General features: G+C 58.4%; 23 protein-coding genes and 1 pseudogene. 13 read left to right on the top strand and 11 right to left on the bottom strand.

Going from position 1 to position 25,418, the window contains the following annotated elements; translation table 11 throughout:
• The first annotated feature begins 4 nt into the window (after window positions 1-4).
• Genes ABIB91_RS36655 through ABIB91_RS36645 form a run of 3 tightly spaced genes read left to right on the top strand, consistent with a single transcriptional unit; the run spans window position 5 to window position 1,466 of the window.
• Window positions 5-727: a heme-copper oxidase subunit III family protein gene (locus ABIB91_RS36655; protein ID WP_219684592.1), complete on the top strand. Its 723-nt coding sequence runs from the start codon at window positions 5-7 to the stop codon at window positions 725-727.
• 9 nt (window positions 728-736) lie between these two features.
• Complete coding sequence (locus tag ABIB91_RS36650) at window positions 737-1,138, top strand: cytochrome C oxidase subunit IV family protein (protein ID WP_354171701.1); 402 nt, start codon at window positions 737-739, stop codon at window positions 1,136-1,138.
• Window positions 1,139-1,172: 34 nt separating this feature from the next.
• Window positions 1,173-1,466: a GYD domain-containing protein gene (locus ABIB91_RS36645; protein ID WP_219684590.1), complete on the top strand. Its 294-nt coding sequence runs from the start codon at window positions 1,173-1,175 to the stop codon at window positions 1,464-1,466.
• A 106-nt stretch (window positions 1,467-1,572) separates the two neighbouring features.
• On the opposite strand, the gene gspG is transcribed toward ABIB91_RS36645, so the two are convergent.
• Entirely contained in the window at window positions 1,573-2,046 is a 474-nt protein-coding gene (gene gspG / locus ABIB91_RS36640) for a type II secretion system major pseudopilin GspG (protein ID WP_354171698.1), read from the bottom strand.
• 136 nt (window positions 2,047-2,182) lie between these two features.
• On the bottom strand, window positions 2,183-2,488 hold the full coding sequence (locus tag ABIB91_RS36635; protein ID WP_354171696.1) for a hypothetical protein: 306 nt from the start codon (window positions 2,486-2,488) through the stop codon (window positions 2,183-2,185).
• 247 nt (window positions 2,489-2,735) lie between these two features.
• Between ABIB91_RS36635 and ABIB91_RS36630 the strand changes: the two genes are divergently transcribed.
• Window positions 2,736-6,086, top strand: coding sequence for an AAA family ATPase (locus ABIB91_RS36630; RefSeq protein ID WP_354171694.1), 3,351 nt, complete (start codon window positions 2,736-2,738; stop codon window positions 6,084-6,086).
• Between the two features lie 117 nt (window positions 6,087-6,203).
• Here ABIB91_RS36630 and ABIB91_RS36625 read toward each other — a convergent pair whose 3' ends face one another.
• Window positions 6,204-7,478 carry a patatin-like phospholipase family protein gene (locus ABIB91_RS36625; RefSeq protein WP_354171692.1) on the bottom strand — a complete coding sequence of 425 codons (1,275 nt, stop codon included), beginning with the start codon at window positions 7,476-7,478 and terminating at the stop codon, window positions 6,204-6,206.
• A gap of 1,102 nt (window positions 7,479-8,580) precedes the next feature.
• Window positions 8,581-8,757, bottom strand: coding sequence for a hypothetical protein (locus tag ABIB91_RS36620; RefSeq protein ID WP_354171690.1), 177 nt, complete (start codon window positions 8,755-8,757; stop codon window positions 8,581-8,583).
• Window positions 8,758-10,109: 1,352 nt separating this feature from the next.
• Here ABIB91_RS36620 and ABIB91_RS36615 point away from each other — a divergent pair.
• On the top strand, window positions 10,110-10,331 hold the full coding sequence (locus tag ABIB91_RS36615; RefSeq protein ID WP_354171688.1) for a hypothetical protein: 222 nt from the start codon (window positions 10,110-10,112) through the stop codon (window positions 10,329-10,331).
• A gap of 141 nt (window positions 10,332-10,472) precedes the next feature.
• Here ABIB91_RS36615 and ABIB91_RS36610 read toward each other — a convergent pair whose 3' ends face one another.
• Together ABIB91_RS36610 and ABIB91_RS36605 are read right to left on the bottom strand one after the other, a co-directional pair.
• Window positions 10,473-10,628 carry a hypothetical protein gene (locus tag ABIB91_RS36610; protein WP_354253293.1) on the bottom strand — a complete coding sequence of 52 codons (156 nt, stop codon included), beginning with the start codon at window positions 10,626-10,628 and terminating at the stop codon, window positions 10,473-10,475.
• 809 nt (window positions 10,629-11,437) lie between these two features.
• Window positions 11,438-11,581 (bottom strand): alpha/beta fold hydrolase, encoded by a 144-nt coding sequence (locus ABIB91_RS36605; RefSeq protein ID WP_354171725.1) that lies wholly within the window; start codon window positions 11,579-11,581, stop codon window positions 11,438-11,440.
• 62 nt (window positions 11,582-11,643) lie between these two features.
• On the opposite strand from ABIB91_RS36605, the gene ABIB91_RS36600 reads away from it, so the two are divergent.
• The 3 genes from ABIB91_RS36600 (at window position 11,644) to ABIB91_RS36590 (ending at window position 14,068) form a co-directional block, all read left to right on the top strand.
• On the top strand, window positions 11,644-11,841 hold the full coding sequence (locus tag ABIB91_RS36600) for a hypothetical protein (protein ID WP_354171683.1): 198 nt from the start codon (window positions 11,644-11,646) through the stop codon (window positions 11,839-11,841).
• A gap of 241 nt (window positions 11,842-12,082) precedes the next feature.
• Window positions 12,083-12,679 carry a phasin family protein gene (locus ABIB91_RS36595; RefSeq protein ID WP_354171681.1) on the top strand — a complete coding sequence of 199 codons (597 nt, stop codon included), beginning with the start codon at window positions 12,083-12,085 and terminating at the stop codon, window positions 12,677-12,679.
• A gap of 987 nt (window positions 12,680-13,666) precedes the next feature.
• A complete protein-coding gene (locus ABIB91_RS36590; RefSeq protein WP_502917068.1) occupies window positions 13,667-14,068 on the top strand; it encodes a response regulator transcription factor in 402 nt (133 codons plus the stop codon).
• A 123-nt stretch (window positions 14,069-14,191) separates the two neighbouring features.
• Here the strand turns inward: ABIB91_RS36590 and ABIB91_RS36585 are convergent, their stop codons facing one another.
• Window positions 14,192-14,956 (bottom strand): outer membrane protein, encoded by a 765-nt coding sequence (locus tag ABIB91_RS36585; protein WP_354167009.1) that lies wholly within the window; start codon window positions 14,954-14,956, stop codon window positions 14,192-14,194.
• A 951-nt stretch (window positions 14,957-15,907) separates the two neighbouring features.
• The gene (locus ABIB91_RS36580; RefSeq protein ID WP_007601712.1) at window positions 15,908-16,099 is read right to left on the bottom strand and encodes a hypothetical protein; all 192 of its coding nucleotides are present in this window, start codon (window positions 16,097-16,099) and stop codon (window positions 15,908-15,910) included.
• Window positions 16,100-16,626: 527 nt separating this feature from the next.
• On the opposite strand from ABIB91_RS36580, the gene ABIB91_RS36575 reads away from it, so the two are divergent.
• Window positions 16,627-16,776: a hypothetical protein gene (locus ABIB91_RS36575; protein WP_354171679.1), complete on the top strand. Its 150-nt coding sequence runs from the start codon at window positions 16,627-16,629 to the stop codon at window positions 16,774-16,776.
• Window positions 16,777-17,481: 705 nt separating this feature from the next.
• Here the strand turns inward: ABIB91_RS36575 and ABIB91_RS36570 are convergent.
• Window positions 17,482-17,874 (bottom strand): hypothetical protein, encoded by a 393-nt coding sequence (locus ABIB91_RS36570; protein ID WP_219681328.1) that lies wholly within the window; start codon window positions 17,872-17,874, stop codon window positions 17,482-17,484.
• A gap of 308 nt (window positions 17,875-18,182) precedes the next feature.
• Between ABIB91_RS36570 and ABIB91_RS36565 the strand changes: the two genes are divergently transcribed.
• Together ABIB91_RS36565 and ABIB91_RS36560 are read left to right on the top strand one after the other, a co-directional pair.
• Window positions 18,183-18,482 (top strand): hypothetical protein, encoded by a 300-nt coding sequence (locus tag ABIB91_RS36565; RefSeq protein ID WP_219681330.1) that lies wholly within the window; start codon window positions 18,183-18,185, stop codon window positions 18,480-18,482.
• Window positions 18,483-18,868: 386 nt separating this feature from the next.
• Window positions 18,869-19,069 (top strand): cold-shock protein, encoded by a 201-nt coding sequence (locus tag ABIB91_RS36560; RefSeq protein WP_007601715.1) that lies wholly within the window; start codon window positions 18,869-18,871, stop codon window positions 19,067-19,069.
• Window positions 19,070-19,173: 104 nt separating this feature from the next.
• On the opposite strand, the gene ABIB91_RS36555 is transcribed toward ABIB91_RS36560, so the two are convergent.
• Window positions 19,174-19,386: a hypothetical protein gene (locus ABIB91_RS36555; RefSeq protein ID WP_354171674.1), complete on the bottom strand. Its 213-nt coding sequence runs from the start codon at window positions 19,384-19,386 to the stop codon at window positions 19,174-19,176.
• A 1,568-nt stretch (window positions 19,387-20,954) separates the two neighbouring features.
• Between ABIB91_RS36555 and ABIB91_RS36550 the strand changes: the two are divergent.
• Both ABIB91_RS36550 and ABIB91_RS36545 read left to right on the top strand, forming a co-directional pair.
• Window positions 20,955-21,191, top strand: a pseudogene (locus tag ABIB91_RS36550) (DDE-type integrase/transposase/recombinase); the annotation flags it as partial.
• A gap of 357 nt (window positions 21,192-21,548) precedes the next feature.
• Entirely contained in the window at window positions 21,549-22,058 is a 510-nt protein-coding gene (locus ABIB91_RS36545; protein ID WP_354171672.1) for a hypothetical protein, read from the top strand.
• A 596-nt stretch (window positions 22,059-22,654) separates the two neighbouring features.
• Here ABIB91_RS36545 and ABIB91_RS36540 read toward each other — a convergent pair.
• Window positions 22,655-25,144: a bifunctional diguanylate cyclase/phosphodiesterase gene (locus ABIB91_RS36540; protein ID WP_354171670.1), complete on the bottom strand. Its 2,490-nt coding sequence runs from the start codon at window positions 25,142-25,144 to the stop codon at window positions 22,655-22,657.
• Between the last annotated feature and the right edge of the window lie 274 nt (window positions 25,145-25,418).

Genomic DNA, 25,418 nt, shown 5'->3' with positions numbered 1-25,418 from the left:
CCAGATGGCAGAAACGGCGCTGATAAACAACGTAGAACCGCCGGCGCGGCCTGCAGGTTGGCGAGGCATCGCCGCCGATTGGTCCTCGGATCAGCGCGCCTTCAAGAACGTTTCCTGGGGGAAAGCCATGATGTGGATCTTCCTCCTCAGCGACACCTTCATCTTCAGTTGTTTCCTGTTGTCGTACATGACGGCGCGAATGTCCACGACCGTGCCGTGGCCCAATCCCAGCGAGGTCTTCGCCCTCACGATCGGGGAAAAGAAAATCCCGCTCATCCTGATTGCGATCATGACCTTCATCCTGATCAGCAGCAGTGGGACGATGGCGATGGCCGTCAACTTCGGTTATCGCCGCGACCGCGTGAAGACGGCGGCCTTGATGTTGGCCACAGCAGCATTCGGCGCAACGTTCGTCGGAATGCAAGCCTTTGAATGGACCAAGCTGATCGTGGAAGGCGTCCGGCCCTGGGGCAATCCCTGGGGTGCGGCGCAGTTTGGTTCGAGCTTCTTCATGATCACCGGCTTCCACGGCACCCATGTGACGATCGGCGTGATTTTCCTGATCGCCATTGCGCGAAAGGTTTTACGGGGAGACTTCGATGTCGAGAGGCGCGGTTTCTTTACGAGCAGAAAAGGGCATTACGAGATCGTCGAGATCACCGGCCTCTACTGGCACTTCGTCGATCTCGTGTGGGTGTTCATCTTTGCACTTTTTTATCTCTGGTGAGGTCGCAGCATGACAAACGTCGCGGTACATCTGGAAGCAAAGCAACACGCGCTGCAAGCTCACATGGATGACGCATCTGCATCAGGAGCCACGCACACAAAGGGCCAGCAGCATCCGATCAAGCTTTACCTCGTGGTCTGGGGATGGTTGTTCGTTCTCAGCACCTGCTCCTATCTCGTCGACTATTTTGGCCTCCACGGCCATCTGCGATGGTCGCTGATCCTGCTGTTCATGGTGTTGAAGGCTGGCCTGATCGTTGCGGTCTTCATGCACATGGCCTGGGAGCGGCTGGCTTTGGCCTACGCGATCCTGCTGCCGCCGGTGCTGGTGCTGGTCTTCGTGACGATCATGGTGTTCGAATCCGACTACACGCATCTGCTCCGGGTCTTGTTTTTCGCCCCAACGGCGTAGCTACCATTGCTTTCGTGCCAGAAGGAGGACGGCAATGACCACCTATGTCATGCTTGCAAATTGGACCGAGCAAGGCATCCAGAAGGCGAAGGACTCGCCACGCCGTCTGGACGCTGCGAAGAAGGCTCTCAAGGATATGAGCGGCGAGATCAAATCCTTCTTCCTGACCATGGGTGACTATGACATGGTCGTGATCCTGGAAGCCCCGGACGACGCTGTCGCAGCGCGTTTCAGCCTGCAGCTGGGGATGCAGGGAAACGTTCGGACGCGCACGTTGAAGGCGTTTCCCGAAGCCGCCTATCGGGAAATCATCAACTCGCTCGGCTAGTCGGCTCGGGGACTATCCCGGCCGGATGAAGTTCGCAAGGACGCGTAACGCGGACGATGTCGTCCTGGACGCAGAGGACGCGCTCGCGGCCACGGTGCGGCGCTCACTATTTCTGCCAGTTAGCGATATCGGCTGCCTGCTCGGTGCCTCCTTCGCGACCGTCGGCTCCAAAGGACGCCAGGTCGTAGGCTAGCCCATGCGTCCCCGGAGATGCATACTCATATGGTTTGCCCCAAGGATCGTTCGGAACCACGCTGCCTTTCAAGTAAGGCCCGTTCCAGCGTTCGACGTTGTTTGGCTTCTGCACGAGCACGGCCAATCCAACACCCGTCGCCGGATATGAGCCATTGTCGAGATAGTACAGGTCGAGCGCCTGCGCAAAGCCCTCGATCTGAATCCTGGCCGCTTTGGTTTTCGATTCCGACAGATGGTTGAGCACACGCGGGCCCACCAGACCCACGACGAGACCTATGATGGTAATCACGACGAGCATTTCGACGAGCGTGAAGCCGTCCTGCTCCAACAAAACACGCTGGAGGGAGCGGTTCGACCGATTAAAACTAAGCTGATGCTGGCGCATTGCTCAACCTGGACTTGCTCTTCCTCTCGTATCGTCAAAACATCAAACGACCAAGATGGCGGGCTATCAGGGCGCGAGGTCGGGAGTTAAGCTGCCCTCCGGTAAGAGAACAGCGCCTCCACAGTAGTGGGTCATCTCAAGCCTTGGCGTCCTTGATCTCATCGTGGTGAGACAGGCTCGAGACGTGGTTCGGAAACCGTGGGCACAACGAGAAGGATACGTATTGACCGATCCTTCGATTGACGGCCGGGTATCGCAAATCCCAGATCAAACTCTTGAACGTGCGGACGGCTAAAGCGGGGCTGATGCAATCGTTCCTCTCGGCGAACAGATGAGCCGCCGCAAGCACTGCCTTATTTTTGGCAAGCATCGCATTTCGGGGAACGACGACGCTCGCCATTGATCCCGGGGCGCCATCGATTTCGATGGCCAGTGCCTTCAAATGCCTGCATCTCCGGCGCTACGGCTTCCGCTTCTGGCGCCTCAGACGTGGAAGAGCGGAAGGTGATCGGCATCAAGGCGAACGCCACCATAGACCTTCAGACCGTGCTTGACCGCGCCGAGCCTTAGCCAGGAGGAGTGCCGGTTTGCGTTGCGGGAAGATCCGGGCTTCATGCCTTCGTCTCAGATGTGCCTACGCTTACGTTCTTGACGTGCTATGCTAATTATAAACAGCCAATAGGTGTGCCATGTCCGGTATTGCAGAATGGCTATCATCGATCGGTTTGGGAGAGTACGCTCAGCGCTTTGGCGAGAACGCCATTGACCTATCAGTTGTTGGGGATCTCACCGAGCAGGACCTGAAGGACCTCGGTGTCCTGCTCGGCCATCGCCGCAAGATGTTGCGTGCTATCACGGAGCTCAAGGGCGACATTGCGCGCACGCCTCAAGCGGGCGGCAAGGCGGCGCGGGACGGAGCCGAGCGGCGTCAACTCACGGTTATGTTTTGTGATCTGGTCGGCTCGTCGGCGCTCTCGGCCCGTCTTGATCCCGAAGATTTGCGAGGGGTTATTGGCGCCTACCACAGCTGCATTGCGGAGGTGATCGCTCGGAATGAGGGTATCATCGCGCGATACATGGGCGACGGAGTGCTCGCCTATTTCGGTTATCCACATGCCCACGAGGATGATGCCGAGCAAGCGGCGCGCGCCGGGCTGGCGCTGGTCGATGCCGTGGCCAACCTCCAGACATTCCCGTCCACGCAACTTCGGGTCCGCGTCGGGATTGCTACCGGGATGGTGGTCGTAGGCGATTTGACGGGAGAAGGCGCGGCGAAAGAGCAGGCGGTTATTGGCGAAACACCAAATTTAGCTGCGCGCTTGCAGACGCTCGCCGATTCGGGCGCCGTCCTGATCTGCGAGAGTACTCACCGGCTAACCGAAGGACATTTTGAATTCCGGAATCTTGGCCCCGTCATCCTGAAAGGTTGGGCGGAGCCAACACAAGCATGGCAGGTGCTGGGCACCACCGGCATCGACAGCCGCTTCGAGGCCCAGCACAAAACTCAGTTGACGCAGCCAATTGGACGCGAGGAGGAGATCGAGTTGCTGTTGCGTCGCTGGCAGCGCGCCATGAGCGGCGAGGGTTGCGCAGTAATGCTTACCGGAGAGGCGGGCATCGGTAAATCGCATATCGCCTTGGCGCTCGACGAGCGGCTGCAAGGAGAGGAGCACATCACGGTGCGCCAATTCTGCTCGGCGCATCATACTAATAGTGCGTTGTACCCGTTTATCCGGCAACTCGAACGAGCCGGCCGGTTCGAGCGGAGTGATTCGCCGACGGCTAAATTCGCCAAGCTTGAGGTCCTGCTCGGTCGATCCGGAGCTGACGCAGATCGCGTAGTCCCTCTGGCCAATCTCTTGTCCTTGCCACTCGGTGAGCGTTACCGGCTGCAGGAGCTGAGCCCGCAAAAGAGCAAAGAAATGACATTAGCGGCGCTATTGGCTCAGCTGAAAAGCCTGGCAGCACTGCAACCAGTGTTCGTCATTGTTGAGGATGTCCATTGGGCGGACCCGACTTCTCTCGAGCTCCTGACGATGACCTTGGAACAAGTACCACGGCTTCGGGTGCTGCTGCTCATCACCGCGAGACCGGAATTCACGCCGCCCTGGCCTGGTCATGCGCATGTTACGACGCTCTCTTTGACGCGACTTAACCGTCGCAACGGAGCGGCGCTGATCGAGCGGGTCACCGCCGGCAAGGCGCTCCCGAAGGAGGTCTTGGATCAGATACTCGCCCGTACTGATGGCGTACCACTCTTCGTAGAGGAACTGACCAAGACCGTGCTCGAAACCGGGTTCTTGCAAGAGCGGGACGATCATTACACCCTAAGCCGCCCTCTCCCAGCGATGGCGATTCCGACCACGTTACAGGCATCGCTGATGGCCAGACTCGATCGATTGGCCCCGATAAGGGAGGTAGCTCAGGTCGGCGCCGTGGTGGGTCGCGAGTTTTCGTACGAACTGCTGAGCACGGTGGCCGGGTTGCCAAGAGAGAGACTGGAGGAGGCTCTTGCCCAGTTGGTCCGATCGGAGTTGATCTTCCGCCGCGGCGAGTTACCGCAGGCGGTGTATACCTTCAAGCATGCACTTGTGCGGGACGCTGCCTATTCAGGGCTCCTGAGGAGCCGACGCGCAGCGCTGCATGCCACGATCGCGGAGGCCTTCGAGCAACGGTTCCCGGAAATTGTGGATGCTCAGCCCGAAACGCTCGCGCACCACCTCACTGAGGCCGGACTGTTCGAAAAAGCGGAGGCATACTGGCTGCAAGCCGGCAAGAAGGCAGCCATGCGCTCCGCCAATCTTGAGGCTATTGCGCACTTGCAACGAGGGATCGAGGCCACGAGCCATCGGCCCGATGACGCACGAAATGACAGGCTTGAACTTGACCTCCAGTTCGCTCTGGGGCCTTGCCTGATCGCTACCCAAGGGCCAGCCTCCAACGATGCGATGGCTACCTTTGCTCGCGCGCGAGAGCTATGCGAGCGCCTGCGAGATCCTCCCGAGCAACTTCAGGTCATGTTCTGGTTAACCACTGCGAGCGTCATTCGCGGTGAACTGCCGCTGGCCCAGGAAACGATCGCCGCTTTACTTCATCTCTCCCAAACGCGCGGCGATCGGCCAGCCTTGCTCAATGCGATGCGCGGGCAGGCGATGATCCGCCTGTTCATGGGACAGATCACCGGAGCCCAGGAAGCGATCGAACGGGCTTTCGAAGCCTTCGAGGCGAGCAGCGAGGAGGATAGACTGGCAGCGCGTGTGGCCGGCCAGGATGCCGGCGTGGCCGACCTTGCGCTGATGTCGTGGCCACTCTGGCTGCTTGGCCGCGATGATACGGCCACCATGCGAATGAACGCTGCAATTCAGCGCGCCGATGCCATTAGCCATCCGCATTCGCAAGCATACGCATTTTATTATGCGTGCATTCTCCAAGCTCTCCGCGGCGAGTTCCTGATAGCGCAGAGTTATGCCGAGCGCTGTATCGCCCTGTCGGAGGAGCATGGATTCCGCCAGTGGCGTTTGGCCCGCGCCGTTCGCGGCATATGCATGGCATCGCTCGATCGCTCACCCAACGCGCTTGGGGAAATCCGTGCTGCGTTGGACGAGTACCGTCACGCAGGTTATCAGTTGGCCATCACCGCACTCTTGGTACTTTTGTGTCAGCGCCTGTTGATTGATCGCGACTACGAGCCCGCGCTGGAGTTGATCGAGTCGGGCATCGCTATAAGTACCCGCAACAGCGAACGAATTTTGGAAGCCGAATTGTACCGACTCAAGGCACGGGTGCTCATAGGCCGCGGTGGGCCAGATGCCGAGGCTGTGGCACAGTCACTGCTCGAACAGGCATTGGCGATGGCAAGAGGCCAACGCGCCAAGGCCCTTGAGCTTCGGGCCGCGACAGATCTTGCGGCGCTGTGCATCGATCAGCAAAAACGCGAGCAGGCGCTCGATTTACTTGCCCCGATCTATGAATCCTTTACCGAGGGCTTCGACACGAGAGATATGAAGCAGGCGAAGGCGCTGCTCGACAAGCTGCGGTGACTATCGCAAAGCGCCCGGTCGTTGCGTCTGGCCCGGATGATTGGCCTCAAATCATTATTTCGAGGTTGAGGAGTTCCGTTCGGAAGACTTCCGCCTGTCCATATCATGCTCGAGCCTTTATGCAGCGGCTCGCTTCAGCTCCTTGTGATATTCACACACGCTTTGCCAAGCCGGCCCCTCTGGTTTCTCGTTGATGAAATGCGGCCCGTTGTGCGCAGGGAGCGCCTGATGCCTTCCGAATGCCTCGATCGCCTGCTCTGCAGCGGCCTTTCCCAGCTTGCGTCCATTATCGAGATTGCTGTGATTCCATTTGAAATTGATGTGACCCGGAACGTGAATCTCTATGATCTTGATTTTCTTGCGCCGTACCTCCTCCTGTTTCGACGTTTTGTCACATCGGATGTGGTATTTGAAAAGCTTGACGTCATCCTCGCCAACTGTCGAGGCGAATAATTGGCAAAGATTTGCCAGCGCGTCATGAAGGTTCTCCGGCTTGCGGATTTGCTTTGAATCCACGATCCGGCTCACCCATATCTCTTCCACGTCTGGGTGCTCCTCCAGCATGCTTTCGAAGTTGACAGTATCGACAAGCGCCCCTTCGCAGTAGGTCACTCCGCCAATCTCTACGGTACCTTCGACGAAGGGAAGAGCCGAACACGCACACAAGGTGCTTGCGTCGATAGGGCCCTCAAACATAAACTTTTCGCTCGCCCTTTTCATAGGACGATTGGAAAATAATGCGAGCTTCTGCTGATCAAGGTTCCAAGCGTTATGGAAAATTGCTGGTTTTCCAGGCTTTTTCAGCTGTTCGAAATCTATGCCCTTCATGAACTCGCTATCCGGATAGTTGATCCTTGACAGGCCGTTGACGTCGGAAAGGTACATTAAGGACGTCAAATAACGGATGAAGGGATTGGTTGCCATCGCTTGATTGAGAATCCATCTATTGAAATCCCCTTCATCCAATCTTGTGAACTTCTTTTTTCTGTCTCTGTCAGGCAGCTGATTGAACAAAATCTCCATCGAATCCTGGAAGACGTCCATCATCCGGTATGGATCCCATAGGAAGTCCTTATAGTTGTCGGAATCGCCGACGAAGTTGTTCAGCGCCTTTATGTTGCTGCGCCAATCCGGACCGAAGACTGTGTTTATAGGAAAACGCTTATAGCTTTCGTCGTCCCGAAAGACGCCATTCCTGAAGAATTGGTGAGTCTTTTCGACTTTGTCTTCATGATCGTCCCATTGGTTGTAGACGATCCCGACCCATGCGCCGATGCAGGACAGTGCCCAGACGTCGAACGTTATGTTGTGTGCGGCGAGAGCTTCCAGAACCCCGATGTGCAGCCCTGCCGCCGGTCCACCACCGCCGAGCGTTATTGCTCTCTTCGCCATCGCATCCTCCGTTGAGTCTTGTGTGGTTATGCTCCGATCGAATTTCACTGCCGCGGAAGACTAGTAGTTTTCATGCCCATTGAAAAGCGTTCGGACTCTCCGTTGGCCGGACTTTGGCAGAACGATGCGCGGGAGCCGCGGTGGTTGATCCGAGACCCCGAGCGACGCGAGTTAGACGTCGCGGCAGGCGATCGCCAAGCTCTCGCAGATAGAAGCGAACGCTTTCGTTGTGTCGGTGTCCTCGAAACAGAATTGGGTGCCGGCGTCCGCACGTTCTACCCACCAGTCGATCTTCCTTCCTTTTGATATCCGGGACGCCTCTGAGCGGAGCTGATCCAACTGTCGTCCATAGGCCCGAACTATTACGCAATCTGGCTTAGTCATTAATCAATGTCCTTTCCGTAAAAAAAACGCATAAGCGCTGATCGCGCGACCTTATGAAGATGCGCTCCGATCAAGAGCCTAGCGTCGAGACTGTTCATCTACCTCGCGCGCGGCCAAGGTAAGCTCTATTTCGGTGAGCTGTTCCAACAAACGATGCACGATGTCGACGCAGTCTGATGACGGTATGGATCTCACGCCTCGTGCGTTAAGCTCCGCTTCGAGGAGCTTCGCCAGTACAAATTTGACACCCATTGGATTCCTAAAATGCGGGCCGGATGAAAACCCAATACTGCACCCTTTGGGAAAAAGTTGCAATTGGAGGTAGATCACAGAGCCGCGATTCAATGCCCTGTCCAAGCCTGCGAAGGCGCATCGCATCTAGGAGGATTCGCAGATCCGGCCTGAGCGAGAGGCCCTGCGGTTCACTCCATCGGCGCGGCTATCCGCTGGTGGATCGAGACCGGTGCGGAGCGATTGGCCTCCTCACGTCATTGGTTTGCCGACAGGCCACCAATCGTCAGTGCTTCCTTCGCTCCATGTCTCTGAGGAGCGCGTGGAGAAAGTCGCTTGCATGGTCATATTTTGCGGTGCCATCTACGATCTGCTGGGCGCGCGTGCCAAGAGTGGTGCCAACGAGTTCGGGACCGAGCAGTTCAAGCGCGGTCTGCCCATAGCTGAAGCAAATTAGCGGGAATGTCTTCCATAGATCCAAACAGGTTCAGTAAAGATGTTCGCCATCGTGGTTGTGGTCTTGATGCGCCTTCGCTGCATAAAAAGCAAAAAAGCCACGAAAAGCTTCACGGAAAACGATAGGTTTGCCATCGCAATGTCCCCCAATAAAAATCGAGCCATCTAATTCACGAAATTTGGAGCTCTCGTGGAAATCTACTGGCATTTAGTCGCTCGGCTTTGAAGAATCGGTCAGCAAAACTGTCTTGATTAATGCAGCCGCCGTGACAGCCAGGCGCCATCGCCGCGGGCTCTCTTCCTATAATGCTTTAATGTCTCTGCCGTACCGCAGCACCACCAGTGACAACCTGATAAGGAGGGCTGTCAAAGAGCCCTGAGGGACCCGAGAGAGCTGAGGCTGAAGACTACCTGAACCGTTCTGTGGTCTGCAAACACGCTCAGTCCCCCTTCTAAATAGGTATGAGCGTCGCCCTGCGTGCGCCTGCAAGCGTCCGGAGCTTATTCCGATCTACTGCTTGAGTGAGCACAGGTGGTCACGAGCAGCATGGTCCGGGTGCATTGCCAATCGGTTCCCAACATCGGTTCATAGACTCCACGAGGAGTACCGATGGCCATAGTAGTACCAGCCGCCATCAAGACAACGGCGGTCAGCGCGAGCATTCGATAGGTTGTCAATTTCCACTTCATTGCGCTTCCCTCAAGCGCACACGCTACGCTCGGTGATACTTGCCGCTTGTGAACTACTTCACACAATGCGCATCACAGCCGTGTGCAGGAGGCGCGCCAGCGTGAACTGACGGGCCTCTGATCGTGTCGGCAATCAGATTCAGTTCATCGGCTGCCCCTTTGCAGAACAATCACGGTTCGCCGAAGACGACGTCACTGACCTTCATCTTGATCGGCAAAAGTGGGTCTCCTCAGAAAGCGGAGCGGCGGACGTCATCGCCGGCGCTGCGGTACGGGGACATGATGGTTATCGCGACGGGCAAGCCGCGGCGCTGCCGCCGGTTCCCTCAATCGATGAGGTTGCGTCAGGTGAGACCTGGCAGGGCGCCGTTCACTGAGATGGTGTTGTTGGTCATCTGTGTTGGCTTCCGCTAATACCGGTTGCGGACGATGTGGTGGCGAGTTTTTCGTAACAGCAGTCTCCACGGTCGTGAAGGCGATGCCGACTCCCGGTCCAACCAGAGCTACAGGTTGGTCACGTTATACCGAGACATAGGTCCGCCATGACGTCGTCCAAGCGGCGTTTGAGGGCTCTCGGCATTCGCTGCTCCGGCCAGGCTGCTCACCGGTTGGATGACGCGCCGCGTATGACATCGTTCCGGCAACGCGGACTTTCCCGGTCGAGGCAGCCCAACTGACCCGTTTTCGAAGGCGCAAAGCGGAGGGAACGATAACGCGACAATATCTTTGACTCGGGTGGACCACCGCCCGCCGTTTGAGAACGGCGCCTGTAGCGGATAACCAAGGGCTCAAAGGCCCGCTGCTCAAAAACATGCGCTCGCGCGGATAGCCAAAGGCGGTGGTCCCGTTCCGAGCGGTGAAAGAACCAGCTTGAAAAAACCGGCAAAAACGCGCGAAGAACTCGACGCGGCGATCAAGCTGGAGATGGAAGACATCTGCGAGTTGCCCACGGATATCACCATCTCGGTCGTCCCCTGTCAGGATACTTGGAAGGTCGCGATCATGACGGACGGACAGCGGGACGCGGGGCGGTCCGAGATGATCGAAACGATCGCAGACCGGCCGCGCACCGAATTCAACTTGAAAAGCTGAACAATCGGCTCTACCGCCCAGGTCATCCGGCACGTCGCCAAACTTGCTGATCACGGTTGCCTCCGAAGTTGCCCGTCGCCAGATCTCCGCTGCGGCTGAAGGCCAACCGCGCCGACAATGCCGAGCTTCCGCGAAAGCGCCTCAGCTTTCATAGGCGGCGTTCGGGTTGACGTATTCGACCGCCTCGCCGGCGGCAATGCCGTCGTCGGCGGCCACGAAGTGCAGGGCGACGTAGTAGGTGACCTCGGACACCCGATCGCGCTTGCTTTCCATCACGAAAATTTTGTATCGCACCATGCCAGTCCTACCCAAAGGGACCGCTACCGTAATCCGATGGCGGTCTGACGTCGCGCAAAAGCGAAAGGGAGTGCAGTCGTGAGGAACCGTTGTACGCGCGGTTGAGCTCCAGGAGGAGTTGTTCTTGAGAGCTGCGGCAGGTTTGCACCTCGCGCGGACCGGGTCGTTCCCCTAGTCCGCCCCTAGCCGATCTGTAGAGCGCCGCAGAAAAAGCTGGATGTGGACCTCGAACGGACGATCAGCGGAAGCGTCTGACGCCGCGGTCCAACTTAAGAGGAGTTTGCTACCGAATTGACGGCTTGGGCAATGACGGCAGGATCTGCATACGTCACCATATGTCCAGCATTCGAAACCAGATGAAGCAGGGAGCGATGCAGCGCCTGATGTAGATTTCGCGCCTGTGTGGGTTCTATCACTTGGTCCTCTGTTCCGTGGAATATGCGTACTGGGCAGCCGATGCGTGAATAGCAAGCTTGGAATTGCACTGCAGTTGGAACGAGGAGTGCACTTTCCTCCGCAGCCGCTCTCAGTTGTTTGGGCCTGAGCGTTAGAGAAGCTGGAAATTCATTCTTAAATGTTTGCGGGACAGAACGGGGCGCGAAAATTTGCGAATGGTCCCGGGCAAGATGGCCCACGAAATGATCGGTGCGACAGTGTAACTCACCAAGTCGCCCAACACCGGTACGGCCGAACCCGACATCAGCCATACGTCCCATCGCACGGTCGGGAAGTAGTACCCGGACGCAAGCACAAGTGCCCCGGATGGGACAATCCTTTCGCAGGCTGAGAGTGATCGCGACAAGAGCGCCTCAGGAATGGCCCAGCACCACAGGATCGCGAACCCCGAGTTGATTTAGCGCCTTCGCCAGCAAAGCGGCTTGAGCTGCTGCGGTCCAGACTCGGAGCCGCGGCCGTTGACTATGCCCGAAGCCTGGACGGTCGAAGCAGACCACATGATTGCCTTGCGCAAGAAGGTCGACAAGCCCGTTAGTCGTGAGATCATGGATCTGTTGCCATGGAACAGCACGACGCAAGGAGCCGCAGGATCACCCCGCTCGATATAGTGGAGACGCACACCCGCGCATTCGAGGAACTTGCCGACTGGCGGATTCTTCCACTCCGCCAGTTTGGAGAAGCCGACGGTACCGATGGCGAGAAGTACGAACAGCGAAGCCGCGATGAGCAATACGGTTTCCGCAGTAGTCATGACTGAGCCTTGATGACGCGGGTTCGGCAACATCGTGAAGCCGAGCGGTGCCGGACCTATGAAGCCAATTCACAAAATAATTGGAAGTTGAAGCGCTCGTTCCTGCGCGTGATCCCGGAGCATGATTAAAGTTGCCTCGCCCCGGAACGGGCAAAAAGCGAGCACGTTTGCTTGCCTAGGATCGCACTTGTGACGGACACGCACAGGACCCGATCTCACCAACAATAACATCGATGGAGCAACAAAAATGGCCAATGCACGCCCGGAGGAAAAGCCTACTCAAAATGCTGAAGAGACAATCCGACGCGCTGGCGAAAGGAGCACTGAGCAAACCAGACGGATCGGATTAGCCGCGGCTGAGGCCGGCGAGGAGGTGGCTCAAGCTAGCAGCCATTTGCTGCAACAAAATGCCGAGATGCTGAAAAACACTTGGCGTCTTGGCGTCGACATGGCCACGGCGCTGTTGGGTCGCTCCACTGACCAGCTTGGCCGAACACTCGGTGTGACAGGTGACGAAGCGCAGCGGGCAACGGAACGCTCCGCCCGCAACGCCGAAGCCATCATGTACTCTGCCACAGCTGTCGCAAAAGGCGTGAATGGTGTCTCACGCGAGTACTTCGATTTCGTGCGACAGCAGATGGAACTGAGCATGGACCGCATGAATGAACTCTGGCGCTGCCGAACTCCTCACGATCTCGCAGTCGTGCACACCGATCTAGTGCGCGACACGATCAGTAGCGCCTTAGATACTAGCCGTCGGATTGCCGACATGTCCCTCAAGGTGGCTGACGACGCCGGAAACCATATAAGTCAGACCGTCGAACGCATGAAGCGTGCTGCCTAGCTGGAGCTGCCGCTTCGGTGGCGCGAGCGGCCGAGCCGCTCGCGCCTTGCAGAGAACCTGCCAATGGCAACGATACTGACATTTCAAAATGGCGCTGTTTTCATAAGAACAAAGACAGCTAGACGAGGTTAGAGAGCAAACCCGCGAGGTGAGATCATGCGCCGATCAGATATGGCTTCCATCCTGCTCCTGGTCTTTGGTTTGGTGCCCGTGGCTGCCTCTGCTCAGCAAACAGCACCAGATCCCAACGAAGTCCCGGCCCAAGTCCGGCCGGAGCGACCATCACCACAGTCAGGCCAAGGCCAAACGCAAACGGCTCCCGTCCAGCCAGAGCGGACACCGCAGCAATCAGATCAAGCGCGCGACTCAGACCGTCAGAGCGCCGAGGACACACGGGTCAACCGAGATTGGACGGCCCGGCGGCAGCGTAGCGAGGATCGAATGGATATGGACCGTATGCGTCAGCGACAGATGGGCCGTATGATGGAGCAAGATGAGGATCATCGAACCACCGGCCGAAGCTGGCGTCGCAACGATGACGATATGGACCGCGGTTCTAGATATGGGTCAGCGGACCGCAGCGAAGGCCGCTACTATAACGAAATGCGGCCTCATGCTCGCGTCAAGACCTGCATTGAATATGAAAACGGCGACGAGTTCTGCCGGTACCGAGATTGAGGCGGTACTTGGAACCTGCCGCGTGCTGCCGTCGGCGTTGCCCATACGGTCCGGTGTGATCTCCTCGGCATCTTGCGGCGCAACTTGAAGCTCGGCACAAGTGTAATTCAGCACACACCTGTCGTTCGCCGCACGATCGTGGTGCGGGAGCGCGTCCAGGGAGGTGCCGGCGACCGGATCCGCTGGATCGTCTGCTCCGGTTCGCCGTGATGGCCGTGTCGGCCATAAGACGGTTAATTTTTCCTGTCGCCGATTTTGGCGAGTTGAACCGCCCCTGCCAGAAATCGCGGTCCAGAGCTGCAACAGCAATTGAAGGCACTTAACTTCGCGCTACCAATCGTCTTCCTCACTGGCTACGAAGATATTCCCGTGCGGGCCATAAAAGCGGGTGGCGATGACTTCCTCACCAAGCCGGTTACACCGGAGCAGTTGCTCGGCGCCATTGAACAGGCAGTGGCCCGCCACGCAATTATGTTTAACGCGCGACGCGGGCTGCAACAGATGCAGGCGCTGCTGGCGACACTGACTGCGCGTGAACGGCAGGTATTCGAGCTTGTCGTGCGCGGAAGACTCAACAAGCAGATCGCGTCTGAATTGGGAGCGACGGAGCGGACAATCAAGGCACATCGTCATCGAGTGACGGAGAAGATGAAAGTGCGGTCTCTGGCAGAGCTGGTCACGATAGCTCAGCGGCTCGGATTGCTTGCTTAACGAATGTGGCCGCGATGAACGTGCTCTTCCAACTTAGACACCGCAAGGTAGCAAAGGCCAAGAAAATCATAACCACAAAAAAGCCCCGGCGTGCCGGGGCTTTGGTTTGCGAAGATGGGGGGATCAGTATCTGGCCGCGACCGGTGCGCCGTATCCACCGAAGCGGTAGTTCAATCGAAGCGTGACCATATCCACATCTTGGCTGACCCCGCTGCCGGTGAGGACAAACCCTCCGGGAGTGACTACGCCTGCGAAGCCGGCATTATCACGCCCCATCCAGAGATGGTCGTATTCGATACCGAACGACCAATTGGGCGTGAAGCCGTACTCCCAGCCCACGCCGAGGGCGCCGCCCCAGCGCGTGTGGCCCGCCGATGCCAGGCCGACCCCGGTGACGTTGTTGAATATATCGAATCGGTTGCGCGTCACGGCGCCGCCGCCTTTCACGTAAAACAGCGAGGCATTCCACGCCCAGCCGAGCTGCGCCGTGAAGAGCCCGATGGCGTCAATCTTACCGGTTGTCGAAATCAGCGGGTCGATCAGACTGACGCGCGTATTCTTGATTTCTGCCCAATCTCCCTGCGCTTCCAGGCCGAGCACAAACTGATTGGTTTGCCAGCGGTACCCGATCTGTCCGCCAGCGAGGCCGCCGGAGCGATCGGCGCAACCACCTGCGACCGTCCCTGCTGGCGTCACGAAATCCACACAGCCGTGGCTTTGTCCCCAACCGCCGTTGGCGCCGATGTAGAACCCGGTCCAATCATAGATCGGCGCGATCACCGGGGGCGGGGCCTTGACATAAGGTTTAGCAGCCAGATCAGCCGCTGATGCAGGTGCCGCCATGCTCACTGCCAGCAAAGCCACGCCACTTAACAAAAGCTTCTTCATTACTTTCGCTCCATCCACGTTTCAGCCCAAACGACGCCGGTTCTTTTGCTGTCCGGAATTCCAGCAGTTAAGCTAGCTGATTCAATCAGCAGGCGGTGTGCCTAGGCTGCAACAGCCGGGAAAATTCGGCAATACACACGCTTTAGTTGTGTCAGCGCTATTGACCGATCAAACTAAGGATCCAAGTCTTCGAGGCTGCTCCCGCGGTGTCGCCAGTTGGCCCAAACGCGAAGTGCACGATCTCCCCTAGTCGGATCGCGGGGGGAAAAGCGGACGTTGCACAGAATTCGCGGCCGGTCTTACTGCGCTAGAAATCCGACTGCGACAACCAGTGCCACAATGCTCCCGAGAATTAGCAGTGCCGGGAGGGATTTTCGGGTCATTGGCCTCGTCGTATGGCGCGCAGCCGATTGACCGTGTTGAGGTCCAAGCGGTCTCTGGGACCGCACGAGTTTGCCCTCTGTCGTAGGCGTCCGAGCCTTTGGTTCCGGAGCCGCGCCTACGCCTCCCATCTCGCTGTAATAAGCGCTGTAGACCTCGCGAACGGCTAGAGCGGTGGACTCGGCCTCGCTCATTGTCTCGAGCCGAGTTTGATAATTTGTCGGAAAGCTTTGGGCGCTGGACGGCAGGTCGTCCACTCCTCCACATTCAAACGACTATCGCATTGAAGCTTCGTTCTAATTCTGGCTCGATAGTGAGTGCGCTACCGCCTACCTACGGTGCCAACCTACGGGTCATCGAAAAAACTGCCAAGACGCGCAGCATGGTGTGACAATAACGCATTTTTCTTATCGGCCTGCGACCGCGAATACCTGGAGCGATGTTGGTTCAATGCCAGCATTGGGCGAAGCTGGAGGCCGGAACGCTGGAGAGCGATGGGGTGTGAAAATGAAAGCTGCCCCGCCTCAATTGGCGTAGTTGCAATGTACCGAACAACGCTCGTCGGGCGGATCAGGCTGTATGTCGAAGAGAACTTACATAATGCTTGAAGAAGTGATCAAGCTTCACTGGTTCGCCGGTATCTCGCCAGAACAGTTTTTTACCGAGGCTGGCCGCCACCGCGAGGCGGTGGTGGCCGCCGATTAAAGTATGATCATCCGATGCTATGGCGATGACTTCGCCGTCTTCGTCCATGATTTTCATGTGCCGCCTCCAATTCAGCGCCCCGGTCAGCGCCGCCGCGATGGTGCGCAATGTATCTAACCTCTTGCGCGCTCTGGGCGTTCCAACCCATGAAGATCACAGCGGCGGCCATCTGCGGCTTTTGACGCCGGCCCTTATGCACGAGTGAACGCAGCCAGTGCGCCAGCCACTTCGCAACCCACGCCGGTGCGGCGCGCGGATGATGCGTCGGCTGGGAACAGTGTCAGGCGTAATCGCTTGGCAGTCATCAGTCCTTTCAACTCTTGCGAGCTACGATCACCGAGCTGGACGTTTTCGGCAGGGAGACTGCGACTGTAACCGACAACAATGCCGACCTTTCGAGGGAGTTTGCCACTCTTCGAAAGCATGGCGACCGCAGCAAGGCCCTGGCGGGGGTGCAGCAATGAGCGAGGTTGTCCAATTCCCCGGAGCCCAGCTGCCTGCCGCCGGGTATTCCGAAGAGCATATCGAAACTCCACTCGCTGGCGTTCCGTGATTTGGAAGGACGGATTTCCGACTGCGAGAGCATGGCCCAGATCGCCGCGCAACTGATGTGCAAGCACGCCAGCGGTTACGGCAAGCTCGTCTTTGCGGTGTGCAACACGGGACGAATGCTGAAGGCGCTCATGGCCGACTACTATGCCGCTTGGCACAACGAAAAGCCGATCGAGCCATGAAGCGCCGGCAGCGAATGAAGAAGCGCGACCGGCAGCGGCTGAGGACGCATCGCCGAAAGGGGAGGCGGTAACCCGGCGTCAACGAGTAGCGCGGTACGATCGATCATCGCGGACTGGTGACGAGCACCGCGGTACGCATGGGCATTGAGAACCCGTCGGCTACCGGAGCCGGCGGCTTTTTCATGTGTCAGATGTTTTTCAGAGCGGCCGCGGCAATCCATGGGTAACGCTCGGTCCAATCCGTGCCGTGCGCGATAGCAGCCGCACGCGTTTGTCCGCAGATACGTCCTGCTCTCTTGCGAGGTAGCAAAGGATGGGGAACGGCGGATGCGCGCGCTCCAAGGCACGCTGGCGATTTCAAAGCGTTCGGTCATTATTAAAAAAATAAATAATCGGGAAACAAATTAAACGTTGAAAAATATTTAAAATAGAATTAATTTGAGGGTGCCTGGCGCCGGACGAACGCGTCTGGCTACCGAGAAACGGCTCCCGCATCCCGCCCCTGCTTACGCCATGAGATGTGAGGGGCCGTTTCTTGGCCGATGCTGAGGCGGATCATGCTACGCATGGCTGACTTGTTTCTCGTCCTATGACAGCAGCGGTGTTACTGGTTGAAATCGCAATTTTTATTGTTCTCGTGATGATTTAACTGACGCGAGAAACTGAAAGTAGATGAGAAGCGGCACGCGATCGCGCATGATCGTCTCAGTCAGCTCGCCGCCCGTCGTACGGTCGGCGGGTCTTTATGTTGTGGAAGTGGAAAAATGACCCGCCGGTCACACCGGCCTTTTCGTCATTGCTCACGAGCTTGGGCCGCATGCCCGCCAGTTTCATGTAAGCAAGCCGTCGCCAGATCAGGTTCACAAGGGCTGTGAGTGCATTTAGCCGCTCGAGGCGGACTTCAGCGCGGGTGCAAAGCGTTCGGAGAATGTTGCGGCCTTGCCATCCCGGGCTGCAGAAAGGGCCGCCGAGATAATCGTTGAACACCCCACGAATGCGATCGGCAGTAAGGCCGCACCGAAAATAGTTTCCGCATATTACCCTCCTCGAGAGGACGTCAATGCCGTTCAGTTTTGGAGGGCGTTGTTTCAGCGTCATTCCGTGTGAGGCTCGAAACGGTTTCGTGCACGCGGTCGTGACGCAAGCTGGAGTTACGGCGGCAGGACCTGCGTTGAGCGCCGCGCGACAACATATGCTCCGAAAAGACCGATGGCGGAGAGACGGCCCCGGCTTCAGGGTTGGCTCTTGAGGTACGCCGGGGCCGCACCGCCAGCTTGGGCGAGCTAGCGAGACAGCAACGGCGCCGTGAGGACACGGGTTCCTCGCCGCGCAGGTCAGGCGAGGTTTAATTGGCACAATGTAATCCGCCGCGCTTTATTTTCGTTTCTACCCTGCGGCAAGCCACAATGCCTCTGACACTGCGGATGATCGGCCTGGATGATTACACGGTTCACGAGGACCGGCAGCTAGTTGGGCGCATCCGCTACGCCAACGAACGCTCCCCGGGGTTCTGGTTGTGGACGTGCATCGTGACGCTTCCCGGTCCGCCGTTCGGGGAAGCTGGCTCGCTCGATGAAGCGAAGGGGCGATTCATGGTCGCATGGGAGAATTTCAAGGCGAAGCATACGGCGGAAGAGTTGGGGAAGGCCTTCGCTGAGATGAACCGCGCCAACCGACAAGACCATTATCTGCGCTCAGTGCGTTAGCGCGTCGCATTTGATTGCAACAAAATTCGCCGGTTCACACTGACGGCCATTTCCAAGCCGACGAGTTCGTCCCGACTGTGTACGCGCCCAGCAGTGAGATTGCCCCGGCTTCAAGGGGGACTTTTGGGTGGCCGGAGCCGCTCCGCCAGCTCCGCGGGGAGCCGGCAAGATTCTCAAGCTCCCTATTGAGGTGTTCGTTCCCTGCTGGTCCATCGTTGGAAATTCACGGGAGGCGCCGGTTCACGTTGGCTGCCTTCCTCATGTGGGCAACATGACGCCTGTCCCAGTATAAGCGGTCATTTTTAAACTAAGTCCTAAGTTGGCGGGCTTTTCGTTTTTATCAGCTTCTGTCATGTTGCCACGGTCATTTTTCAGGAGAGACGCGCGTGGCAACAGGTATTGTGAAGTGGTTCAACGCGACCAAAGGCTATGGCTTCATTCAGCCCGACGACGGCGGGAAGGACGTCTTTGTCCACATATCAGCAGTGGAGAAGGCTGGCTTCAGTGGTTTGGCAGAAGGTGCAAAGGTGAGCTACGAGATCGTGAGCGATCGGGGCAAGCAGTCCGCAGGTAATCTGAGACTGTAGGCGTGGCTGGGACAGGGCCCGCCGGTTCGCGCCGGCGGGCCGGGCGCGTTGATCACGTGTATCGAAATTGAGTACACGCTTTGGTGCTGCGATCTTCGGCGCTTTCACCGCTCCAGTTCCTTGACGGCATCCTTTAGCAGTTCGAGAAGCCGGATTTCACATGCCCCCATGACGAACTGATCGGCGTCGTCAGGCACGACAATCTGCCCCTGCACGTGTCCATCATGGGAGTGGATGATGAAGTCTCGGGCCTTGCACGCTTCGTTGCGGACGTTCGTTATCGCCTCAAGCGGACCCCATTCAATTCTGACAGCCATTGCTAACCCTCGCTCTTGGGGGAACGCGCGCGAGCTACTGCGGGTCATGCGAGTTGAGGAGCGGTAAAGCCGGCAGATCGATCGGCTCGCCTGGAGGTCGATCAACCCTGTTCGCTTTCTTTCCGCTGACGAGGACACCAATATAGCCGGCACCCACCAGTAGGGCCCCTGCGATCATCAGCCAGTGCGGGAATGCCAAGGACATGGTCGCTGGCCTCAAAAAGCGCTCACGGGCGCCGGTAGGACAAACCTATTCAACCATTTCGTGATTGAAGAAGTCAAATATTTAGTTTATTTAATATATGCATTAACTATTTAATTGTAAAATATTAAGAGCGCGGGGTGCACGATGCCCTCGATCGAGTCTATGCACTTCAGCAGCACAGGGCCTTCCGACCAGCACCCCTATGATCGCGAGCCGGGCGCGCCTCCTGCGTGGCGTCCTTCGGCAAGAGGGCCAGTCGACGCCGAGCCCGAGGCCGCAAATGACACCGCGGGCGAATGGCCTCTGCTACCGTTTCCTGATGGCTCGTGCGCCACCTGCTGAGCTGTGACGCGGCGTCTCCACGCGCCATCGGAGTGACGGCCCCGGCTTGAGGGAGTTTGGGTACGCCGGGGCCGCTCCGCCAGCTTGGGCGAGCTAGCGCGAATTAAATATCCGCGCGCCTTTCTGTTCCTTCAAAGCGTCAACCCGTGGCTCACGTCTCTGCCGGCTGTGTGCAATGGCGCGAAAGGGCTTCGCCTTGCAATTGTGCCGATCGTCTGGTGTATGCTCAGATTGTCGAGATGTTTTTGCGGTTATTATTGAGTATTTCTGATCGTATCCCCTATGCCGCTATCGCCTTGCATCAACGTGTCGCCTTTCTAGAACATCAGATTGCAGAATTGGGCGTGTTGCGACACCGATTAATGCAAGCTGAGTTGCGACGCTACCGGTTAAGGTCGAGCCGGCGAGCTTCCGAAAAATCGCACACTCGCCGTCACGGTAGATAACCTTCCGCGCTCAACCGACAAAGAGTTGCCGGCTCCCGCTTGTAAGCCCAGGCTATGGGAACACGTGAGTCGGGGGATTCATGGAACGGAAGCCGTTTGAGAGCATGTCGGTTGAAGAGCTGTGGCAACTCCACACAGTCGTTAATGACATTCTTGCCGTGAGGCTCGTGGCCAAGAAGCAAGAGCTGGAGCGACGGCTTGGCCTGCTCAGCCGAGAAGACAAGACTCCTCGCAGCTAAGCATTGAGAGAGGGATATAAGGAAGGTGCCCCTCAGTTGCGCCTTTCTGCCGGCGGATTCTTTTTTGTCGACGGATGAAGAGGCAAAAGATCGAGCAGAGAAATTCTAGATGCTCATCGGCCCGTCTCAGCAGCCCGATTTATTGTGATATGGCAGCCAACATCAGAGCGGCTTTGAGGCGAATTTCGTCCCGTGTAGCCCGCCAGGAAGGCTGCACCGAAGGTCTCGCCTTCGCCCTACTCCGCAGGAGAGGTGACGCCCTGCGCTATGAGCGGCGGCAACCGGCCGCAACCTTCGCTGTGGATCCAATGACGACAGATGCAGTCGGCTCACTGAGAGGACGCGCCCAATCAGCTGTGGCAGATGGAGTTCAAGGGCCACATGCCCCTTGCCAGCGGGAGGCGTTGTCATCCACTGACCATGGTCGACGATCACTCGCGCTATGCTGTGTGTCTGAAGGCATGCGTCAACGAGCAGCGTTCCGCCGTGCGGGGGCATCTGACCGATACCTTTCGCCACAACGGCCTGCCGGAGACCTTCTACATCGACAATGGCTCCCCCTGGGGCGATACGTCCGGTGTTCGCTGCAGAGCGGGCTCGCTGTCGTTCAAACCGGCATTGGTCAGGCCGCCCCCGATCTAGCTTGTCGCGTCGCACGGATGCGCATGCACGATGGGCCGGCGGTCGGCGGCAGTGCCGACGCTCGGTCCTCGTGCTGCGGATTCAGGTGCGGATCTCCTAGGCACGGGGCCGACTATCTGCGGGACGGCGCGAGAGACGGCCCCGGCTTCAGGGGGCTTTTGGGTCGGCCGGGGCCGCTCCGCCAGCTCAGGGCGGCGAGCCAGCAAATCTTCAAGCAACATCCCGTGCGGGGGCTTCTAAGGAGCGCGGTGCAACCCAAATTCCTAGCAGTCGTCGTCCAGGCATGACATGATGATCCATATTTGCGTTTCGGAGGGAAAGCCCGATGCGCCTTGTTTTGCCTTATCTCGGGATTTGTCTTTGCGCATCACTCGCGGCGTGGTTGTCCTTCACGCTGCTCTATTGACCGAGCAAATCATCGCCAGGTGTCAGCAGCCGCACGTAGGTACCGCTCTCGTGCAGGTCGAGCCAGCCGCGCTCGACGGCATACTTGATGCCGGCACCGAACTCTGTGCCGCTTCTCTTGAGCGTGTAGAGGAAAGGAGCCGCTTCTATTTTTTTAGGAGCAATCCCATCTCTCGCGCCATCCGCTTCACCGATCCGGTATGCCGCCCGAGGACTGCCGCAATTTCCGACGCGGCGCGCCGACGTGCCATCGCGGCAAGCCTCTTTCGCTCTCGGTCCACTGCTTTGGCTTGGATGATTTCATTTCGAGATCATCCGGCTGGCTCGACGAAATCGATATTGGGAAATTTCCGGGTGGCAACCCTTGACGGCTTGGTGCAGGCCGGAGTCTGATCAGCGGCATGGGGCGACATCAGCACGACATCAACGATCTCGCGCGCATGGAGCGCATCTGCCTGGATTTGGCGGAGGAGAGCAGGGTGCCCAGAGAGGCCGGCGCATTGCGCGAGATGGCGGAAAACTACGGTCGAGAGGCTGCGAAACTGATCGTGGCTAGGACCGTAGATTGCCCGCGACGGGAACGAAAAAAACGAGCGATTTCAGCAAGGTTGACAAGACACCCCTGGTCCCGAACGCGCCGAGGCGTCCAGCGCTTTGCCGACAACCTCAGGGTTGCTGCAGGGGTAATTTTGTCGGCACTGATAAGCTTTGGGCGCAAAGCTTATCAGTTGGAGACACTACGCTAAGCCGATGCGTCAAGGCGGCAGTTACGGTGACGATCACCTCGCGGCCGGCAACTCCTGCGTAAGTTAGCTGAATATCGCGCTGAGCGCTCTAGCGCGGATCGATGTCGGGCTTCGTAGGCGGATCGGAGGTTGTCGCGACCGACTTGGAAGTTCGTCGTGCGGGGACTTTACTCCAGCCGGTCGCGTGAACGCAACGCGGCACCTCGTGAGCGGGCCGTTTGGGCCGGCATCGTCGCCGACGCCTCAGCGGATCATGGTCTTCCGCTCCGCTCCGTCTCGCCTGGGTACCACTTCGAACGCCGAAGCCAAACGGCGCGGCTGGAGCAGGACAGCGAACTCTTCGAGCGGTAAGGGCCGAGAAAAAAGATAACCTTGCGCCATGGTCGCGCCGTTTTCGGCCGCGAACTGAAGGTCTTCGGCCGTTTCAACGCCTTCGACGACCGTTTCGAACCCCAATTCGTCCGCAAGTCCGAGCGCCAGACGAAGGATCGTCTGCTTTTCGCGGTCGTCCGCGACACCCGTTACGAGCGTACGATCGAGCTTCACGGCGTCGAAGGGGAGCCTCGCCATCGTCGAAAGATTCGAATAGCCGGCTCCGAAATCGTCCATTGCGAACCGTATGCCCAATTGCCTGAGCAGGCTTATTCTCTCGCGCACGACGTCAGGATTGCGCATCGCGACCGACTCTGTGATCTCGATCTCGAGCTTTGGCGGCGGGAAGTCGGCCTCGCGAACGGCCGTGATGATATCCCTGATGAACAGCGGGTCTTCTATTTCCGTCGCTGCGACATTTACGGCGAGCACGAGATTCGATCCGGCTCGGATCAAGCCCCCGATTTCGGCGAGCGCGCGCCTCAGCACGAAGCGGTCGATCTCCATGATGAGGCCGATCTCTTCCGCGATCTTGATGAAGCGCGCAGGAGGAATGTCGCCGTCCTTCGGGTGATGCCAGCGCGCCAGCGCCTCCACCCCTAGAATGCGTCCATCCCTGCAGGACACCTTGGGCTGGTAATGGACGACGAGCTCTTCATTGCGGATCGCCAAAGCGAGGTCGGTTTCGAGCGCATGGCGCGCACGCGCGATCTCTGCGAGATCCGGAGTGAAGAACGCGCAGGTATTGCGTCCCGAACTCTTCGCGACGTACATCGCAAGGTCGGCACGGATCAGGAGATCGTCATAGGTTGTGCCGTGGGTAGGACAGATCGCAATGCCGATGCTGACGCCGATGGTCGCATGGTTGCTCTGGAGCTTGAAGGAAACCTGCAGCGTCTCGATCATCTCGCGGGCACTGAGGCTCGCGGCTGCGACCGTCTTCATACCAGCGATGATGGCGACGAACTCGTCGCCCCCGACCCGGGCGAGCAGACATTTGCCGGCAGCGCCTTTGGACGTCAGCAAATTGCTCAAGCGCTCGGCCACCATCCTGAGCAGCTCGTCGCCAGCCTTGTGCCCGAAAGTGTCGTTGATGGATTTGAAGCCATCCAGGTCGAGGAAGAACAGCGCTGCGCCCTCTTCCGCGTCGATGAGCGCCGGCGCATCGATGCGCATCTTCTCCCGATTGGGAATGCGGCTCACCGTGTCGTAGAAAGCGAGCTGCCGAATTCTTCGCGTGCTGGCCCGCAAATGCGTCAGCATTTGCTCGAATGCGAGGCCAAGGCCGCGGACCTCGCCGAGGCCCGTTGCGCGGAATTGAACGTCGAGATTGCCACCCGCGATTTCTTGGGCGGTCTTGGCGAGCGCTGAAAGTCCTTTCGTGAGGTGTCTCACGGCGGCCAATAGCGCGGCGACCAAGGCACCGAGCGCCAGCGCCGCGGATGCCAGGAACTGCCACATCAGCGAACGCGTGTGGGATGCGCCGATCTGGAACATCTGATCGCGTGTCGTCGTCACCAGCGATGCGCTCGCAAACGTGCAAACCTTGAGCGTCGCCTCGTAATCGACACAGCGCGCGACGTAGTTGCCGTCATCCGAGCGCTGCAGCCCGGCCAAACGCGTCCTGGCGCCGCTGAATCTCACCCCTTGAGGCCCCGCGGAAGACACGATCTCGCTGTCACCCGTGATAATGACCACGCCGGCATTGGCCAGCGAAGTGAAGTTCTCGAGAGTCCGTTCCGTGCGGCCGAGCGGTCGGATCGCGGCAAGCGCGCCGACGAGGTCGCCGAAGTCGTCAAACACGGGCTCGATCGCGGTGTGCGCGATGGTCTGGCGCTGCGGCTGGCCGAGCGCCGACAACTCACCCAATTTGAGCTCATAAGTGCCTTCCTCACCCCGCGGATGCGAGCGGCTATTGTCCTTGAGGATCGGGTTGAGATTGATAGAGAGAGCGGTACCTTCGAACGCCCGGTTCAGCGCGAGTAGGTCGAGGGACGTGTTGGCGCCGATCACGCGACCGCTTCCGTCGAAGGCGATCAGCCTTTCGAAGCCGGAGGTCGAAGCAACGATGCTGAGCAGCTCGCGGATGGTCACATCGTTGTTCGAGGCGACGGCCTTGGCGACATCGGCGCGCTGAGCGATCTGACGCAGGCGAGATGCGGTTTCTGCGCCTAGGGCCTCGATTCGCGCTCGCGCCAACTGCGCCTCGCCGTCGAGGCGATGAGCGAGCTGGTCTTCGGAGAGTTCACCCAGTGCCGCAGCCTGGTGCCTCAGTTGCTGCTGCAGGCGTAGCGCCGTCGAGCCACCGATGAGGCCGAGCCCGAGGACGCCGGTCGCGAGCACGACGGCAACAAGGCGCATGGCGATAGACGAGGGGAAGCTCGGAATTCCGGACGCAACAGCCCGACGACGCCAGCGGGGTGGCGCCCTCGATGCCTTTTCCGAATCCGTATCAATCGCCGCCACCGCCAGCACCCTGAACTTGCGGGGCCGGTCAATGTCGCTCGCCGAGGCCCCTGAGCGTGTTCCAGGGCGACATTAGGCGAGCGAAGCATTCAATATCGTCTATTTACCGGCTATTTGTGGGTGAGTAATTAACAATCGGTTTTTCGAAACCATCAAATTTTGCGCTTCT

The sequence above is a fragment of the Bradyrhizobium sp. JR4.3 genome (assembly GCF_040547695.1).
Lineage (GTDB): Bacteria > Pseudomonadota > Alphaproteobacteria > Rhizobiales > Xanthobacteraceae > Bradyrhizobium > Bradyrhizobium canariense.
Note: the sequence above shows the minus strand (reverse complement) of the source record. Positions and strands in the feature narration are given on the sequence as shown.

Bases quoted from the DNA above. Each gene is read 5' to 3' on its own strand.
- ABIB91_RS36570 (WP_219681328.1), bottom strand. From the start codon at position 17,874: ATGACGCTGAAACAACGCCCTCCAAAACTGAACGGCATTGACGTCCTC.
- ABIB91_RS36620 (WP_354171690.1), bottom strand. From the start codon at position 8,757: ATGCCAGTAGATTTCCACGAGAGCTCCAAATTTCGTGAATTAGATGGC.
- ABIB91_RS36645 (WP_219684590.1), top strand. From the start codon at position 1,173: ATGACCACCTATGTCATGCTTGCAAATTGGACCGAGCAAGGCATCCAG.
- ABIB91_RS36625 (WP_354171692.1), bottom strand. From the start codon at position 7,478: ATGGCGAAGAGAGCAATAACGCTCGGCGGTGGTGGACCGGCGGCAGGG.
- ABIB91_RS36600 (WP_354171683.1), top strand. From the start codon at position 11,644: ATGGAACAGCACGACGCAAGGAGCCGCAGGATCACCCCGCTCGATATA.
- ABIB91_RS36650 (WP_354171701.1), top strand. From the start codon at position 737: ATGACAAACGTCGCGGTACATCTGGAAGCAAAGCAACACGCGCTGCAA.
- ABIB91_RS36655 (WP_219684592.1), top strand. From the start codon at position 5: ATGGCAGAAACGGCGCTGATAAACAACGTAGAACCGCCGGCGCGGCCT.
- ABIB91_RS36555 (WP_354171674.1), bottom strand. From the start codon at position 19,386: ATGGCTGTCAGAATTGAATGGGGTCCGCTTGAGGCGATAACGAACGTC.
- gspG (WP_354171698.1), bottom strand. From the start codon at position 2,046: ATGCGCCAGCATCAGCTTAGTTTTAATCGGTCGAACCGCTCCCTCCAG.
- ABIB91_RS36545 (WP_354171672.1), top strand. From the start codon at position 21,549: ATGATGATCCATATTTGCGTTTCGGAGGGAAAGCCCGATGCGCCTTGT.
- ABIB91_RS36580 (WP_007601712.1), bottom strand. From the start codon at position 16,099: ATGAAAATCATGGACGAAGACGGCGAAGTCATCGCCATAGCATCGGAT.
- ABIB91_RS36595 (WP_354171681.1), top strand. From the start codon at position 12,083: ATGGCCAATGCACGCCCGGAGGAAAAGCCTACTCAAAATGCTGAAGAG.
- ABIB91_RS36585 (WP_354167009.1), bottom strand. From the start codon at position 14,956: ATGAAGAAGCTTTTGTTAAGTGGCGTGGCTTTGCTGGCAGTGAGCATG.
- ABIB91_RS36540 (WP_354171670.1), bottom strand. From the start codon at position 25,144: ATGCGCCTTGTTGCCGTCGTGCTCGCGACCGGCGTCCTCGGGCTCGGC.
- ABIB91_RS36565 (WP_219681330.1), top strand. From the start codon at position 18,183: ATGCCTCTGACACTGCGGATGATCGGCCTGGATGATTACACGGTTCAC.
- ABIB91_RS36575 (WP_354171679.1), top strand. From the start codon at position 16,627: ATGGCCCAGATCGCCGCGCAACTGATGTGCAAGCACGCCAGCGGTTAC.
- ABIB91_RS36630 (WP_354171694.1), top strand. From the start codon at position 2,736: ATGTCCGGTATTGCAGAATGGCTATCATCGATCGGTTTGGGAGAGTAC.
- ABIB91_RS36610 (WP_354253293.1), bottom strand. From the start codon at position 10,628: ATGGTGCGATACAAAATTTTCGTGATGGAAAGCAAGCGCGATCGGGTG.